This window comes from Mycoplasma sp. 2248 (assembly GCF_034863245.1).
Taxonomy (GTDB): Bacteria; Bacillota_I; Bacilli_A; order Mycoplasmatales; family Metamycoplasmataceae; genus Mycoplasmopsis.
This window is the reverse complement of the sequence record NZ_JAYFFC010000001.1, coordinates 34849-53103: the sequence shown is the minus strand read 5'-3', so window position 1 is coordinate 53103 and position 18255 is coordinate 34849. Positions and strand designations below refer to the sequence as shown.

At 29.1% G+C, this 18255-nt stretch carries 14 protein-coding genes; 10 read left to right on the top strand and 4 right to left on the bottom strand.

Features of this window, described 5'->3' with window-relative positions; genetic code table 4:
- Position 1: 1 nt before the first annotated feature.
- From VBM91_RS00150 to VBM91_RS00105, 10 genes are all read left to right on the top strand, one after another.
- Complete coding sequence (locus VBM91_RS00150) at positions 2–1087, top strand: DUF3137 domain-containing protein (RefSeq protein ID WP_323188889.1); 1086 nt, start codon at positions 2–4, stop codon at positions 1085–1087.
- Positions 1088–1199: 112 nt separating this feature from the next.
- Entirely contained in the window at positions 1200–1862 is a 663-nt protein-coding gene (locus tag VBM91_RS00145) for a LemA family protein (RefSeq protein ID WP_323188888.1), read from the top strand.
- Positions 1863–1867: 5 nt separating this feature from the next.
- A complete protein-coding gene (locus tag VBM91_RS00140) occupies positions 1868–2977 on the top strand; it encodes a DUF3137 domain-containing protein (protein ID WP_323188887.1) in 1110 nt (369 codons plus the stop codon).
- 98 nt (positions 2978–3075) lie between these two features.
- Positions 3076–4263 (top strand): phosphoglycerate kinase, encoded by a 1188-nt coding sequence (locus tag VBM91_RS00135; RefSeq protein WP_323188886.1) that lies wholly within the window; start codon positions 3076–3078, stop codon positions 4261–4263.
- 196 nt (positions 4264–4459) lie between these two features.
- The gene (locus VBM91_RS00130) at positions 4460–4918 is read left to right on the top strand and encodes a hypothetical protein (RefSeq protein WP_323188885.1); all 459 of its coding nucleotides are present in this window, start codon (positions 4460–4462) and stop codon (positions 4916–4918) included.
- Positions 4919–5143: 225 nt separating this feature from the next.
- Complete coding sequence (locus VBM91_RS00125; RefSeq protein WP_323188884.1) at positions 5144–5683, top strand: hypothetical protein; 540 nt, start codon at positions 5144–5146, stop codon at positions 5681–5683.
- Positions 5684–5875: 192 nt separating this feature from the next.
- Positions 5876–6214, top strand: coding sequence for a 30S ribosome-binding factor RbfA (rbfA, locus tag VBM91_RS00120; protein WP_257089750.1), 339 nt, complete (start codon positions 5876–5878; stop codon positions 6212–6214).
- Between the two features lie 47 nt (positions 6215–6261).
- Complete coding sequence (locus VBM91_RS00115) at positions 6262–8043, top strand: hypothetical protein (protein ID WP_323188883.1); 1782 nt, start codon at positions 6262–6264, stop codon at positions 8041–8043.
- A 246-nt stretch (positions 8044–8289) separates the two neighbouring features.
- Positions 8290–9438 carry a methionine adenosyltransferase gene (gene metK / locus VBM91_RS00110; RefSeq protein WP_323176389.1) on the top strand — a complete coding sequence of 383 codons (1149 nt, stop codon included), beginning with the start codon at positions 8290–8292 and terminating at the stop codon, positions 9436–9438.
- On the top strand, positions 9438–9881 hold the full coding sequence (locus tag VBM91_RS00105; protein WP_323188882.1) for an NUDIX domain-containing protein: 444 nt from the start codon (positions 9438–9440) through the stop codon (positions 9879–9881). Before metK ends, VBM91_RS00105 begins: the two co-directional genes overlap by 1 nt.
- A gap of 166 nt (positions 9882–10047) precedes the next feature.
- On the opposite strand, the gene VBM91_RS00100 is transcribed toward VBM91_RS00105, so the two are convergent.
- The 4 genes from VBM91_RS00100 to VBM91_RS00085 are packed head-to-tail and all read right to left on the bottom strand — an operon-like array spanning position 10048 to position 18254.
- On the bottom strand, positions 10048–11970 hold the full coding sequence (locus VBM91_RS00100; protein ID WP_323188881.1) for an ABC transporter ATP-binding protein: 1923 nt from the start codon (positions 11968–11970) through the stop codon (positions 10048–10050).
- Positions 11957–13717, bottom strand: coding sequence for an ABC transporter ATP-binding protein (locus VBM91_RS00095; RefSeq protein ID WP_323188880.1), 1761 nt, complete (start codon positions 13715–13717; stop codon positions 11957–11959). The genes VBM91_RS00100 and VBM91_RS00095 overlap by 14 nt, the downstream gene beginning before the upstream one ends.
- A gap of 1 nt (position 13718) precedes the next feature.
- The gene (locus VBM91_RS00090) at positions 13719–14105 is read right to left on the bottom strand and encodes a transcriptional regulator (RefSeq protein WP_323188879.1); all 387 of its coding nucleotides are present in this window, start codon (positions 14103–14105) and stop codon (positions 13719–13721) included.
- Positions 14106–14123: 18 nt separating this feature from the next.
- Complete coding sequence (locus VBM91_RS00085) at positions 14124–18254, bottom strand: AAA domain-containing protein (RefSeq protein ID WP_323188878.1); 4131 nt, start codon at positions 18252–18254, stop codon at positions 14124–14126.
- Position 18255: the final 1 nt, after the last annotated feature.

Below are 18255 nucleotides of genomic sequence, written 5' to 3'. Positions count from 1 at the left end.
GATGAAAAGAGTTGAAGATTTTGTTACTATAGAACAGTTCAAAGAAAAAACTGATCAAGTTGTGCTTCCAATTATCCAAAATGCAGTAGATGATGCTTACAAATCGCCTTTATACAAAAAATATAAAAGTATGAAATATGGAGCTTTAGGTTCAATTGCAAGTATGATTTTATCTGCTTTAATAGCGATAATATGTTTTATTGCAGTAAAAGATGCAATGGCTAAACTTGTTTTATTTGGTATTTTTGGTCTTGCCGCTTTTATTTGTTTCATATTAACACTTGTGTTTGTGCAATTAGCTAAAAAGAGAAACTTAATTTTTAGAAGCTTTATTGCAAACAAATTAAGAGAAGATAACGTTTATGGAAAAGCAGTTAATTCAGCTGATACAAGATGAAAATATAGAAATGATGATTTTGAACCTAGTTCAATGAGACATAACTATGATTTTTCAACAGAAAGATTCACAACCAAAGAATATGAATCATTCAAACCTGCATTTGTTCCACGAAATGCTTGATTAGAAAGTGCATCACCAGTTCAAACAATTACAATTGATGATAAATATCACGCACACGTTTCAGTTGCTGAATGACTTTTAGTCACAAGAGACAAAAAAGGACACGAAACAAAACAAACTTGATATTCTACTTTACTTAAAATTGATGCTAGAGCACTTAAAGAAAGAGATAGAGCAAACTTTACATACTTTAATAATAAAAATGGTCTTCAGCCAGTAGAAATGGAAAACAAAGAATTTAACAAAATTTTCAAAGTTGCAAGTGATAATTCAACAAAAATGTACCAATTATTCACACCACTTGCAATGGAAGAATTAGTTAAATTAATCAATCAAGGTTTACAACACACAAACATTAAAAAAGCTAAAGATTTTGAATATTGAGCAAACAATGATATTGTTTACTGTTCATTTGTAACTCCATCCGGATTTATGAATATTGATATTCCGGTTTTTGTTGGTAAAAAAGACAAATTTGTTGCAAAAATTTACAAAGATGTAGTTACTGATATTTACACTTTATACTTTGTATTAGCATTAAGTTACATTCCTGTTTACTTATATTAATCAAATCGATTACACAACAAGAAATTGTTGTGTTTTTTATTATTTTTTTACTCAATATATTTAACTTATTTTTATATAAAATTATAGATAAATAAAAAAAAGGAGATTAAATATGGCAAATTTATATTCACATAATGAAGAACAAAACCAAAAAGGTTTTGAACCTACAGCATCAAGTGCTGAAATTCCTGCTAAAGCATCTACAGGACTTAAGATTTTTATGTACATTTTAATGACTTTACCTTTAGGTTTAGGTTGATTATGATACTTTGCAAAGAAAAATGAATTAAACAGAATGCAAAATAACATTAACAACAGTGCATCAAGCATTGATGTTCAATTGCAAAAACGTAATGATACACTTGTTAAATTAGTGCAACAAGTTAAATCATTCAAAATTCACGAAGCTGAAGTTTTTGAAAACGTTACAAAAATGCGTTCACTTGTTTCGTCAGGTAGAACACTTGAAAATTCTGAAGAATTAGACAAATTAAACCAATCAGTGTTCGGTCGTTTAATGGCTATTTCAGAAAATTATCCAGAACTTAAATCAAGTGCTTTATATGCTGAATTAATGGACGAAACAACATACATTGAACGTGAAATTGCAGCTGCTAGAAGAAATTACAATTCACAAGCTAATATGTTCAACAGAATGTTATTTGAAATTCCATCTAACCTTGTTGCTGCAAATATGGGATTATCAACAGTTAGATTATTCCAAGCATCTTCTCAAGCTAGAAAAGATGTTGATATGGTTGCTCTAGGATTATAAAAAATATGAAAAGAGCTGAAGATTTTATTAGCATAGATAAATTCTATGAAAAAGCAAATCAAACTGTATTACCAATCGTTAAAAATCGTGTAAATGAAATTACTCAATTACCAATCTATGTAGCTTATAAAAGAACCAATAAATATGCACTTAGGGTGTTTTTAGCATCAATAGGTGCTTTCTTGTTTTCTGGTTTTTTTCTTGGATTAGAAACTACAAAAGAATATGGTGGTTTTAGAACGCTTTCGGTATTTACTACCTTTGCAATTATTTTTGCACTTGTATTTGTAATATCTATACTTGTTGCTATTGGTTTTTGAATCAAAGCATGAAATATTAATAGAAAAATTAAAAAAAAAATCATAAGTCAGCTTCATAAATCAAATATTTATGGAGTTGCAATTGAAGCTCTAATTGACAGATGAAAATATGAAGGCACAAACTTTACACCTACATCTATAAAACATAATTTTGATCCTAATACAAATAAGTTTACAAAAGAGGAATACTTAAGTACTAGACCTAAATGAATACCAAATGATTCACAACTAAGAGGTGTAACTGAAATTCAAACAGTTACTATTGATAATAAATATCACGCACATATATCAGAAGCACATTGAGTCGATTTCCACAGAGATAAAGATGGCAATACTCACGAAGAGCATTACTATAGTGCTTTAATAAAAATTGATGCAAGAGCACTTGCTCAAAAAGACCAAGCAAACTTTACATTCTTTGGAGATAAGTTTTCTAATTTAGAATCAGTAGAACTTGAAAACATTGAATTTAACAAAATTTACAAAGTTAAATCTAATAATCCAACTAAAATGTTTCAATTATTTACTCCATTAGCAATGGAAGAAATGAATAAACTTTTCCAATTTGGTATTAAAAATACAAGCATTATAGCCAAAGGTATGCGTTATTGAGCTAATAATGATGTAATTTACGCCTCATTTCAATGTTCATCCGGATTTATGGCTATAAATTCATCTAGATTTATTGGTAATAAAGAAAAATTAATCAATACAATCTACAAAGATGTTATTAAAGATATATACTCTTTATACTTTATTTTAGCTTTAAGTTATATACCTGTATATCTTTATTAAACCTTAAATTTCACAACAATAAATATTGTTGTGTTTTTATTTAATACTTTATAATATATACACTTTATTTTATTTGTTATATTTACATAGGAGATACAATGAAAAAAGTTTTAAATGAACTTAGTTTGAAAAATAAAACAGTTTTAGTTAGAGTTGACTTTAACGTACCGTTAAAAAATGGTGTTATCACATCTGCTAAAAGAATTGTTGCAGCACTTCCTACAATTCAGTACATCATCAGAAAAGGTGGAAAAGTTGTTTTATTTTCACACTTAGGAAGAGTAAAAACAGAAGAAGATTTAAAAGACAAATCATTAAGACCAGTTGCAGTTGAATTAGCTAGATTACTTAAAAAACCAGTTACATTTGTTCCTGTAACACGTGGAAACGTTTTAGAATCTGCAATCAAACAAATGGAAAGTGGTGATGTTATTTTAGTTGAAAACACACGTTTTGAAGACTTAAATAACAAAGCTGAATCTAAAAACGATCCATATTTAGGAGCATACTGAGCTTCATTAGGTGATGTATTTGTAAATGATGCCTTCGGTACAGCTCACAGAGCACATGCATCTAATGTTGGTATTGCTTCAAACATTGCTGAATCAGCTTTAGGATTCTTAATGGAAAAAGAAGTTTCATCATTATCTAAAGTTTTACAAAACCCAGAACACCCTTATGTAGCTATCGTTGGTGGAGCTAAAGTTTCAGACAAAATCTTAGTGTTAGAAAAATTAGCAGAAATTGCTGACAAATTAATCATTGGTGGAGCTATGGCTTACACATTTATGGTTGCTCAAGGACAAAAAGTTGGAACTTCATTAGTTGAAAATGATTACATTCAATTAGCTAAAGATTTCTTAGCAAAATACTCAGACAAAGTTATCTTACCAGTTGACCACGCTACAGCTGAAATGTTTGCAGACGTTGAACCTACAATTCAAGAAGGTTCAATTTCAGATGGATTTATGGGGCTTGACTTTGGACCAAAATCAATCCAAAACGTTAAAGAAGCTCTTGAAGGAGCTAAAACAGTTGTATGAAACGGACCTATGGGAGTTGCTGAATTTGAACACTACAAAAATGGTACATTAGCAGTATGTGAAGCTGTTTCTAAATTATCAAACGCTTACACAGTTGTTGGTGGTGGAGATTCAGTTGCTGCTGTTGAAAAATTAGGAATGGAAGATAAATTCTCACACGTTTCAACAGGTGGTGGAGCAAGCTTAGAATTATTACAAGGTCAAAACTTACCTGGTGTTGACTCAATTCAAGACGCTGAATAATTAACCGAATATTTTACAAATAGCACCAAAAGTGCTATTTTTTACACATTTTGTGAAAAATTAAGGAGTTTACTTTACTTTTATTTGATAAAGATGTATAAGTAAAATATATTCAATTTTTTCAAATTAAATATATTTAATAAATTAACAAACATTCTTTTTTTAGACAAAAGAATAAAAGAGGATAAATGAAAAAATGAAATTCTTTCTTTTTGTTACAGGTGTTTTATCAGCGGCATCAATGCCGCTTATTGCCGGTCAATGTTCTGCAAAAGAACAAAAATCTGAAGAACCTAAAACACCAACCAATTACGAAAATGCATTCGTATTGCAACCGGCTGGTACATTTGAAAATGTAAATGCTAAGGTTAAAGAAAAAGCTAAGCAAATTAGCAGATATAGTCTTTTAAAACGTTACAAAAGTTTCAATGGTATAGGGATTTTTGGTGGTATTTTTGGTAGTGAAGGAAATGATAATAAAATTCTTCTCCCTAAAGAAGGAATTACAATTGATCAAATCCTTTCAACTATGGATGCTAAAGATAACATGTGTTTTGATGGAACTTGAAACCCAGAAACAAAAATACTTACAATTAAATACAAAATCAAAGATAATGGTGACAAAGTATACAAACAATCATTTACTTTAAGCTAGAAAAATTACGAAAATTTCAAAATTAAATTAATCAAAATAACCAAAATATATTAGCATCTTGTGAAAAAGATGCTATTTTTTACACATTTTGTGAAAAATTAAGGAGTTTGCTTTACTTTTATTTGATAAAGGTGTATAAGTAAAATATATTCAATTTTTTCAAATTAAATATATTTAATAAATTAACAAACGTTCTTTTTTAGACAAAAGAATAAAAGAGGATAAATGAAAAAAATCAAATTCTTTCTTTTTGCTACAGGTGTTTTATCAGTGGCATCAATGCCACTTATTGCCGGTCAATGTTCTGCAAAAGAACAAAAATCTGAAGAACCTAAAATACCAACCAATCCAGAACCACAGCCAGTTCCTGTTAATCCAGTAAATGGTGGAACTGATAATCCAAGAACTATAGCAGCTCCAGTTGACCAATACGAAAATGCATTCGTATTGCAACCAGCTGGCACATTTGCATATGTAAATGCTAAGGTTCAAGAAAAAGCTAATCAAATTAGCAGATATGGTCTTTTACAACTTTACAAAGGTTTCAATGGTATAGGAATTAAATCTGGTGGTCAAGGCGATGATAATAAAATTCTTCTTCCTAAAGAAGGAATCACAATAGACCAATTCCTTTCAACTAGAGATACTACGGATAACAAGTATTTTGATGGAACTTGAAATCCAGAAACAAAAATACTTACAATTAAATACAAAACCAAAGATAATGGTGACAAAGTATACGAACAATCATTTACTTTAAGCTAGAAAATTACGAAAATTTCAAAATTAAATTAATCAAAATAACCAAAATATATTAGCATCTTGTGAAAAAGATGCTATTTTTTACACATTTTGTCAAAAATTTAAGAAAATTCTTACATTTTAGGGTAAAAGGTGTATAAAATAGTTATAGTTATATTTATATATATTCAATAAGAAAGAAAGTATAATTTAACTATGAACGAAATTAGTTTAAAAAGAAAAGAAGCAAGATTACATCAATTGATTGCTGACATAGTGACTAATGATATTACAAATTCAAATGTAATAGACCCAGTAGTGATGGATATTCAACTATCACCTGACTTATCACACGTGAAAGTGTTTGTATCATTATTCAAAAACGAAGAAAAAGGTATTGAAGCATTAAACAATGCAGCAGGTTATGTTAAAAAAGTGTTATCCAAATCACTCGATTGACGTAAAGTGCCTTCAGTTCATTTCCACTTAGATACAGTTTCTAAGAATGGATACAAAATTGATGAAATCATTAGACAAATTAAAAATGAAAATTAGTTAAATTATTTTTCAATTTTCAAAATTGAAATTGAAAAGGAGAAATTATGAAAAGATCTTGAAAAGTTGCATTCACCATTTTAGGAGCTGCAGCATTAGGAACAGCTATTGTTACAATTCCTATGGCGGCTTTAGGAAAATTCAATAAAGGCGACAATAATAAAGATTTAAAACAACCTGCAAACCCAGGAACAGGAACTTCAACTAACCCTAAAGATGGTAATCAAAATCCAAACACAGGTAACCCTGGAGATGGAAACGGAGGAAACGAAACTCCTAATCCGGACCCAGTGACACCGCCAGTAGAAGAGAAAAAAGTATCAGTAACACTTAATGCAGATGTTACAGGAAAGAAAACAGCTTACGTAGCTGATATTAATGACTTTACAGTTGATGTTCCAGAAGGTGTTACACTTGTTGAAAAATCAGTAGTTGACTTATATGAATTATCAAAATCAGATACAGATGAAGGTAGAGCTGCTAAAGAATTATTATTTGCTGGAAAAGCTAAAGTTACTGTTAAAACAACAAAAGAAGGTCAAACAGAACCTACATCAGAAGACTTCGAAGTTGCAGGTTACATCTCAAAAGAACAAGCATATGAAAAATTCAGAGCAGTTTTAGCGACAATGTCAACAACAGTTGATAAAGAACAAGAAAACAACCTTGCAATTCAACCTCAAACTGCTAAAGGTGTTTCAGCTGGTGCTAAATATTTAGCTGGTTCGTATACAAACAAAACATTAGAAAATGTAATCAAAGTATCAGTTCCAGGTGAGGATTTAGTTAAAGGAGCATTTACAGTAGTAGATGCAAGCACAAACCTTAAAGAAGGAAAAACTAAAGTTATTCCGTACTTATACTTAGATGATAAATCACACAATGATATCTTTATGTACAAATCAGGAAGTACACAAGCTACATCATTAGAAGATGAAGTTGAAGTTACACAATTGCCTGTTTTAGCAATGAGTGCTGCTGGTATTGCTAATACATACAATGTTCAAAAAGCATTTACAATTGACGAAGCAAAATTATTAGAAGCATTAAATAAACAAAGTATGAGTGAAGTTTCATTTAGTGACTTAACAGTTGAAAACGTTACAGCCGCATTAAAATTCACACCAATGACAATTCTTCCAAAAGCTGGTGGTGAAGAATATGGGTATGTATTAGATGCAAACTTCAAAGAAGCATCTAAATTCAAAGTTGCAAAAATCGAAACTATTCCGGGTGATGCATCTGAAACAAGTGCAAAAATTAGTTTTGAATTTGAAACAGTTGTTCCTACAGTTGCAGAAGGTCAAAAAGTATTCTACTTCGTAAAATCAGCTGAGCCAAAAGCTACAGAATTAACAGAGGCAATGAATGGAAAATTCTCACAAGTTCTTAATGGATTAAAAGCTAAAGAAACAACACCAGCTACAGCAGATGGAGAGGAATCAAGAACTGATACTGGTTCTACAGTATCAGACCAACCTGTTGCAGAAGCTGAATCAGCATACAAAGATGCATTCGTTGTATTATCAACAGCTACATATGCTAACGCTAAAACTACATATGATGCTAAACAAGGAAAAATTCAAACAAACGGTTTATTACAATCATACAGTAAAGGTGCATTCTTCGGTATAACATCTGGTGGTAATGGTGATAACAACAAATTATTCGCACTTAAAGAAGGTTTAAGCGTATCAAACATTGTTTTAAAAAATAGTAAATTCCTTAATGGAACATTAGATGAAGCAAACAAATCAGTTACAATTACATATCAAGTTTCAAGTGAAAATAATAGAGAATACACACAAACATTAGTATTACCTGAATAATAAATGATTAATTTAGAACCCACTATTTTAGTGGGTTTTATTTTGCGATTTTAATCTTATTTTCAAAACAAAATTTTTGGTTCATTTTCCTTATTTTTCTTAATCATTGTCCTGAAAAATAGAAGCAAACGCAAGGTTATTTAATGGATTTATAGTAAAATTATCTTGCTAGCTTTTCAATGAATTTATTAGCCCAAAATAAATGACTGAATAATTAGTAAACATTTGATTAAATTAGGAGATAAAATGAGAAAACTTTTTACAAGTGAATCAGTTGGAAGAGGTCACCCAGATAAATTGTGTGACCAAATTTCTGATGCAATCTTAGATGCTTACCTTGCTTTAGATCCAACATCAAAAGTTGCTATTGAAACAATGGCAAGTGGGCATAATATTTTCATAGCAGGAGAAGTTAAATCATCTGCTGATATTGATGTTATAGAAATAGCTAAAAACATCTTAAAAGAACTCGGATACTACACAACAGAAACAAGTTTCATTACAGACATCAAAAAACAAAGCGAAGATATCGCTATGGGTGTCGAAAAAGGACACGAAATCGGTGCTGGGGACCAAGGTTTAATGTTCGGTTATGCAATTAACGAAACACCTGAATATATGCCTTTAGGAATTACATTAGCTCATGCTTTAGTTAAAAGAGCTGAAAACTTAAGACAAAATATGGAATTCAAATGAGCTAAAGCTGATATGAAATCACAAGTTACATTAGATTACACAGACAAAGACAATGTATTTGTAGACACAGTTTTGTTAAGTATTCAACATTCTAAAAACTACAACGAACAAGAGTTTAAAAAATACATTAAAGAACAAATTATCTTACCTGTATTAAAAGAATACAACTTAGATGCACCTAAACACATTTTAATCAACCCAACAGGTCAATTTGTTATTGGTGGGCCTATTGGTGACACAGGTCTTACAGGACGTAAAATCATCGTTGATACATATGGTGGTTCAGCAAGACACGGTGGAGGAGCATTTTCAGGAAAAGATTCAACTAAAGTTGATAGATCAGCAGCATATGCTGCTAGATGAATTGCTAAAAACATTGTTGCAGCTAATTTAGCAGACAGATGTGAAGTTCAAATAGCTTATGCAATCGGTGTTGCTAAACCAGTTTCAATTATGATTGAAACATTTGGTACATCTAAAAACATTCCAGACAGTGTAATTGCTGACTTTGTAACTCAATTATTTGATTTAACACCTAAAGGTATCATTGATGCTCTTGGTCTTAGAAAACCTATTTTCTTACAAACAGCATACTATGGACACTTTGGTAGAAATGATTTACACTTACCTTGAGAACAACTTAACAAAGTTGAAAAACTTAAACAATTAGCTACACAATGATTGGAAAATCAAAAATAATGGATCAAAAAGTATCTGAATATTCGTGTGGCGCAATTGTTTTCAAACAATTCAAAAAACAAATTAAAGTTTTATTAATTAAACAAATTAATGATGTTTGAAATTTTCCTAAAGGACATATGGAAAATAACGAAACAAAACTTGACACAGCGCATCGTGAAGTTTTTGAAGAAACATCAATTAAAGATATAACAATTTATGCAGACAAATTTTATGTTGACACATATTTTGTTAATCGAACAGGTAACTGAAAAGAAGTAACTTACTTCTTAGCAGATACTAAAACCACTTCTTGTCCTAAGAAACTGCTCTCAGAGGTCAAAAAAGTGCATTTTTACCCTATGAAAAGAGCTTTGAATATTCTTACATATAACAAGTCAAAAGCATTCTTAAAACACGCTTATAAACAGTATTTAAATATTACAAATAGCAAGATTAAATAGTCTTGTTATTTTTTATATCTTTATTTAATTAATTAACTTAAAAAAGATATAAAAAATCAGCACTATTTGCATAGCACTGATTAATTGTCAACGAAATGTTTATTATTGTGATTTGTTAAGCTCTCTATTTTTATATATAAAAATAGCAAGAAATTGTTTTTTCCTGCTATTTGTTTGAAGCATATTCTCATAGTTGAGCATATAGATTTTTATTTTTTATAAGTTCATCGTGAGAACCTTGTTCAATGATTTGTCCATCATTTATAACAATTATTTTAATAGCATTTTTAACTGTGCTTAATCTGTGAGCTATGATAAATGATGTTTTGTTTTGAAGCAACTTATCGGTTGCTTTTTCTATTTGGAATTCTGTATGTGTATCAATATTAGATGTCGCTTCATCTAATATTAAAACTATTGGATTTTTATAGCTAGCTCTTGCTATAGAAATAAGTTGTTTTTGTCCTTGAGATAAATTAGAACTTGAATTAGTTAACATAGTTGAGTATTTATCATCTAATTTTTCTATATGTTCAACTAAATTAGTTGTTCTTGAAATATTAGATAGCATTTGTTCGTCATATAAATCAGAACCATATGTTATATTGTTTTGAATTGTGTCTGTAAACAATTTTGTTTCTTGAAGCACATAACCAATAGATTTTCTAAGAGAATGTTTATCAATATTCTCAATAGGTATATTGTCATACAATATCACTCCATCAGTTACTTCATAAAATCTAGTTATTAAGTTAACTATTGTTGTTTTTCCGGCACCAGTTGGTCCAACGAATGCAATTTTATCTCCTGGATTAGCTACAAAACTAATATCTTTTAATGTGTATTTTTCATCATTTTCATTGTATTTAAAATATACATTTTTAAATTCAATTTTACCTTGTGCTTTTTGGTAAATGATTTGATTTCCTACTTGTGTTTTTCAAGCATAGAAACCATCTTTATCATTTAAATTAACTTCAGTGTATTTATCATTTTCATTAATTACTTTAACTAATTTGATAGTTCCTTGATTAATTTCGCTTTTTTGAGCTAATATATCGAAAACTCTTTTTGAACCAGCTAACGCAAGCATAAATGAGCTTACTGTTTGAGTCATTGTTGAAATTGGGCCTGAGAAACTTTTAGCTGATTGAGAAAATGAAACAACAATACCGATTGTCAATCCTAGAGCAACTCCGTTACCTGATTGGTTTGTGATAACAACAATTGCTCCAATCATAATAACAAGAGCATAAGCGATGTTGCTTAAGTTCTTTGATAAAGGTCATATGATTGAAGAAATAAATTCAGATTTAAAACTGTTTTTAGTTAATGTTTTATTAATATCAGAGAACTTCTTAACTACATTAGCACTTTGACCATACATTTTAATAGTTTTAAGTCCTAAAATAACTTCTTCTGCATAACCTGTTATTTGACCGTTATTTTTTTGTTTATTAATAAAGTACTTACTTGATTTTTTACTAATAATGTATGCACTAAGTGCTATTAGTATTGTTAAAGCAACCATTATCAAACTAAGTAATCAGTTAAGTACAAATAAGATTGTAAGTGATACAGTTAAAGTTATAAAAGATTGAATAATTGTAATTATTGTTCTTGATAGAAACATTCTAAGTGTATCTATATCTGAAGTAAATCTAGATACTAGATTACCTTTAGATTTTGAATCAAAGTATTTAATAGGTAAAGTTTGTATATGCTCATACAAGTCCAAACGTAGTTTAGTCATTGTTTTATAGGTAATAGATATCATTATTCTATTAGCTATGAAATCACAAATAATACTTGTTAAGAAAATAAATGCAGATACACAAATAATTATGTAAAACTTATCTTCATTAAACGGATTTGTTCCTAACAATAATTTGTCAACTATTACATATCCTAAAAATAGTTGGTTATATATATTACCCATCGCACTAAATATAACTAAAGTAAAAGCTAAAAGCAATCATCCTTTATTATGTTTTCATAATAAAGAAACTAACTTCTTAAATGAATCTAACTTTTCTTCTTTAGTTAGTTTTAAATTAAGATTGTGATTAGGTGATTTAAATGATTGCATCGACCTCATCTAAACCTCCTGCATTTTGTTGTGATTGGTATAGTTCATTATAGTATTTACTATGTTTAAGTAAATACTCGTGATTACCTTGAATTTGGATTTTTCCATCTTGTAACAAGATGATATTATCACAATCTTTGATTGAACTAATCTTTTGTGCGATGATAATTTTGGTGCAATTTTGTAATTTTGACACAGCATTTTTCACGTGATTTTCTGTTTTAGAATCAAGCGCTGATGTTGAGTCATCTAAAATTAAGATTTTAGGTTGTTTAAGTAATGATTGAGCAATTGCTAATCTTTGTTTTTGACCACCAGAGAAGTTTCTTCCTCTTTGTTCTACTACGTGATCTAATTTATCTTCTAATCCATAAACATAGTCGTAAATGTTTGCTTCTGATAATGCTTGATAAATTTGCTCATCAGTTGCATCAGGATTAGCAAAAAGCATATTTTCTCTAATAGTTCCTTTAAATAAAGTTGGATCTTGAAACACAACAGAAATCTGTTGTCTTAGATTATCTTTTTGAATCTTATTAATGTTAATCCCATCAATTAAAATAGCTCCATCTTTAACTGAATAAAATCTAGGAATTAAGTTAATAAGTGTAGTTTTCCCTGAACCAGTTTGTCCAATAATTCCAAATGAACTATTAGCTGGAATTCTAAGATTAATATCTTTGAGTGCTTGATGACTTGAATTTGTATATGAAAATGAAACATTCTTAAATTCAATGTCACCAATTACATTGTGTTTGATTGCGTCTGTTGTATCTAATATAGTAGGAACATAATTTAAAATTTCTTTAATTCTTTTTGAAGCAGGAATTGACATTAAAATTTGACTTAAAACGTTCATAATTCCCATTAGGGAACCTGAAACCATTCAGATGTATGAACCAAATGCCATAATTGTTCCAATTTGATTTTTTTGTCCTAAATACAATTGTGTTCCAACTATTGCAAGTGTAATAAATGAACTATAAATTATTCCATTAATTAATAAACTGTTAAAAGTTAAGTACTTATTAACTTTAATATTAGTATCTTTGAGTGTATTAGCTAAAGATGCAACTTTTTTGTATTCTGAGTTTTCAGTTACATATGATTTGATTGTTCTAATGCTGTTTAAGTTTTCTTGAATTTTTTGATTGTATAAATCATATTGTTTATACATTAGTTTGAACTTAGGAAAACTAATAAATCAGATTAAAACAAAGAAACTACATAATATTGGTAATGTTACTAAGAATATAGATGATAAAGTCAATGATAGTTTAATTGACATTATAAGGGATAATAAGAAGATAATAGGTAACCTAATAAAAGTTCCGATTATGTTCCCAAATGACATTTGAACATTATTCACATCTATATTCAGTCTATTTAAGATAGAACCATTTGTAAAATGGTCGATATCTTCAAATGAAAATTCATTAACTTGTTTAATTATTGCGTTTCTAATGTTTTGAGCATATCTAGTGGATGCAATATTTAAAAAATATACACCTAATATACCTGTTAGAAGCGCAATAAGAGCAAGAGCTATTAGAATAGCTCCTTTTTGCAGTACAAAATTAATGTCAGCTGTATTGTTTTGCAATGCATTAATTACGTCTTTTGAAACATCAGGTAAAAATACCTCCATTAAAACTCCTGCTGAAATTGTAAAAATAGACAAAAGACCATATATTCTAACGCCTTTTGTTAATTTTCAGAAAGTAATTTTTGGAATTGGTTTTTGCATATTATTTTTTATTTACGCTTGAAACGTATTTTAAGTTGTGGTTGTGTTCTCCAACTTCCATTACATGTCCATCTGCAAAACATTTGCAAGCCATTTTGTCAAGTAAAGCAGGATCTGAGTGTTCCATAATTTCTTCAACTAAGTAACCATATTGTTTTTTAAATTCATTTGTTACATAGTATTTTGACTTTTTACCTTGTTTTGTTCTAGCTACCACTTTGTCTCTTCTTAAATCACCTAAGTGTTTTGAAACGTTAGCTTGTTTTTCCTTTAAAAGATCAACTAAATCTAAAACGTCACATTCTTTTTCGTGACAAGTAAATAAGTGAATAATTAAATTTCTTTTAACGTCCTTAGACATAAATGTTAAAAATTTTTCGATTGTCATGATAAGTTCTCCTATCTATTAAAAGTCATCGTATTGTCCATCATAAATTCATTCTTCTGTTTTATCTTGCATCGTTGGATGAATTATATGAGATTTTTTCTTATTTAACACTTCTTCAGCTTGTTCAACTTTATCAAGTGTTATTTGTTCTTCTTTTGTAACAGCTCTTGGGTTAAATGATTCAAAATTTAATACAAAATTATCATCATCTTCATCACTGTAATCTAGGTCATCTACTTGTGATTCTTGTGAATCTGTAGAAGTTTGTTGTTCTTTAGTACTGTCTGCAACAAATTCTTGTGTTATTTGTTCTTCTATATTTTCTGGTTTGATTTGGAAAATGTCATCAAATGATGAATCAATTTCACTTTGGTTAATGAATGGTTCTTCTGTTGGTTGTTCTTCTTTGCTTACTGTTTCTTCTAAAGCAACAGGTTCTTCATTAACTTCTTCATTTTGTATATCTTCTATCATTTGTTCAGTTTCAATATTATCATTTGAAACTTCATTGTCTTCAAATATTCAGATTTCTTCGTAAACATCTGAATCATTTTTATTTTCTATTTTATTATCATTTTCTAAGTTTGATTCATCAACTAATTCATCTTCTGAATTAATTTCTTCTTCAAGTGTGTCTTCGACTTCTTCATGTTCATTTTGTTCTTGAATACTTTCTGAAGTTTTGCTCTCCATAACTTCTTCTACTTCATCTTCATCAGATGAATCAAAGTAAAAGATTTGTTCCTCTACAACAGTTTCTGTTATAGGTTCAGCTTTTTCTTCTGAGTGAATTACAACTTGTTCTGCAGGTTGTTCTTCAGCTTCGTTTATTTGTTCATCATTAATATTTAAATCAACTTCATCTACTTCTTCAGCAATTGGTTCAATTGTGATTTGTGCAGTTAAAATTTGATTTTGTACTTGTGGTTCTTTAGTAACTTCGTGTTCTGCAGTTTTATTAATTGTGTAAGTATTTGTTACTTGACCTTTTGAAGTTGATTTAAACTCTTTTGTTTTTTCAGGTGTAAATCAACTATTGATTTGATTTTGAATTCAAATTCAGTTAATAGGTGTAACAACTTCCACATCATATGATTTAGATTTTAAGAATTTAACTGCATCATATAAAGACACGAAGTTTTCTTTTGAATTTGCATAGTACATTGTGTCGAATGAAATACATTTGAATGGTATTTTGTTGTATGTAACTACAATGTCTATATCTAACGAACCAACTATGTAATCTTTGAACACTTCAAAGTTTGGGTCATATGCAATTGCACTTTTAATTCTATTAAATACTAAGTTTTTAAATCAGTCGTCCTTGAGTTTAGTATTTGAAATTGAATAATGGTTTTGATCAAATGATTCTTTGATTTCAATTCTTCTTTGTTCTGATTCTTTTTCTAAGAATTGAAGTCAAGATTTGAACACTCTAATATCGTCAGATATTTCAGGTGTTAAAATGATATCTTCAGATTTGATTGTCTTAATGATGATCATTTTCTCTTTAGCACGTGAAATCGCAACGTTAAGAGCGTTTTTACCACCTGGACGTGAAACGTATGTAGATGATAATTTTGTGTTCTTATCGTAAGCAATTGTTGCAATAACTAAGTCAGCTTCGTCCCCTTGGATGTTTTCAATGTTTCTGATTAAAAGTCTCTTGCTGTGAATTGCTTTTTCAAGTAATGGATATTGATTGTAAATCAATTCTGTTATGTAATTACTTTGTTTAACGTTAAATGATAAAAGAATTATTTTCTTATATTTATCTATATTTTCTATTACTTTGTCTATAGCTAATTTAGCTTCAACGATGTTTTTGTTTTGGTCTCAAGAACCATCTACTTGGTAAACTTCAATTGGTTCATTATTTCAAGCATTAGCGGCATCTAAAACGTTAAGTTTACTTTGGTAGAAAGTTTTTGATGAGAACCCCATAAGTTCAGCGTGATTTGAACGATAATTCTTATCAAGCATAACATTATGAACCCCTAATGAAAGTGCATAATCTAGAACTGATTCAACTTTACCAAAAATCGAATCATCTGTAATACGTTGCACGAATCAAGAAGTCGGTTTCATTTGCTCTGTGTCACCAGCAAAGATTTTGAATTTTGCTAAATAAAGAATTGGAATGGCATTTTCAATGAAAATCTGACTTGATTCATCAAGAATTGCATAATCAAATTCTTCTTTAGATCAACCTGATAAATCTGTGTTAGGTGTAGCAACTACAATCGGGAATAATTGTTTAATCATTCCAGTGAATTTTTTAACAAATCTGTAAGGTTCTAAGTTTTGAATTCTTACTGATTGAGCAAATTCTCTATATTCTTTTTTAAGTTTTTCGTCAAATTTATTAATTCTAGCCACTATTAAGTGAGCTACAAAGTCTCTGACTTCTTCTATACTCATTCTTTGTGGTCTAGGTTGAATGTTCTTGTAAGCTGTAATTAAATTATTAAGTTTTTTAAATGGACTGTGTTCTGAATTAATGTGCTCAAATCCAATTGTGTTTACAAATTTCATTAAATCATTTAATGAACCATTGAATGTAGGCATTTTTTCGTCAATTAAGTTACCTAATTCTTTTAGTCTTCTATATTCTTTTACAAAAGGTAAATATTTATATTTACTTAATTTAAGTAATTCTTTAGCTGTTTGATGGTTTGTTGGTTCAGTCGGATATTTAACATCTTTCGGAAGCAATAATAGAAACTCGATGTCTGTTAAATGATCGAAATCTTGCTTTTGTGATGCAAAGTAGTAGTAAGTTAATAAAACATCTTTTGCAAGTGAATCATTTAGATATTCAGAAGCAGCATCTATAAAGTTAATTTCGCTTTCTGAAATAACATTCAAGGGATGGAATCCATTTGTTCCACTAAAGTTCTCAAGCATATCTAAGTATTTTTTAATAGGTTCATAGAATGATTTTCTGTTTGTATTCTTTGTATTTAATATAAATAAGCAGAATGCAGATAAATCATTTAATCTATTTTTAATAACTTCAAGTGCAGCTCTCTTTTGTGAAGCGACAATTGCTGTTTTCTTTCTTACTAAGATGTTAGCTAATATATTAACTATTGTTTGAGATTTACCTGTACCAGGTGGACCTCAAATAACAGTGTTTTGAAGCATTGAACTTACGATAGCCTTATCTTGAGATAAGTTTGAATCTGTTATCTTGATTAATCCTGTGTTATCTCTATATGTATTATGCTCAACTGTAGCTTTATAAATGTTTTTATTAAACTCAACTTTGATGATGTTATCAATTTCATCTTTTTGAGCAATCTCTTTCATTCTGTTTCTAGCATACCCACCTCAAGGTTGGTAAATTCCTAAAACAGCACCTGGATGGAATTTAATGTTTTCATTAGTAATTTCTTCCTCAGGATTTGAGATTTTCTCAAAAGGCTTTTTAAGTGAAACTGGTAAATCAAATAAATCATTTCAATCTTCTTGTAACTTATTAATTAAAGTAGAAATCTTGTAATCTTTAAATTCTGCGTCAATAGAAATCTTGAAATCATTATTGTTTAAGAAGAATACAAGTTTTTCATTAACTTTAATATCTCCATCTGATTTAATAATTGGTTTACCATTTACAAAATCAATTGAAGCTTGTTTTAAGAATAAAGGAGCATAAATGAATTTGTCATCTTTCTTAAGCGAAATAAATAGGAAACCTATATACAAAGGTCAAATATTTGTTTCATCAAGAATGTTGGTTACTTTGTCATCTAACAATTTTCATTGTGTGATTGACTTTTGTAACATTAACTGTAAGTCATTTAAAATCTTTTTCTTGTAGTATTCTCAATCTTGTTGTACATTTTCTAAATTAACTTTAATTTTTAAATGATGCAATACATCAAGTTTGCTTTCTAAATATAAGACCAAGTTATCAGGTCCTGTTATATTAGAAATCTTTTCAATCAAAGTAATTACATTATTGTCTAGCGCACTTATTTGAAATGTTTCATTGTTATAAAACGTATCTCAGTTTTTATCTCCTATAAGCGAATACAAGTCATAAAAATATTTATTTTGTATTTTAGTAAATATAGAAGAGTCAGTCTGCGAAATATCTAATAAGTTATCTAGAATAATCTTATATTTGTTTTGTTCTTTACTCATT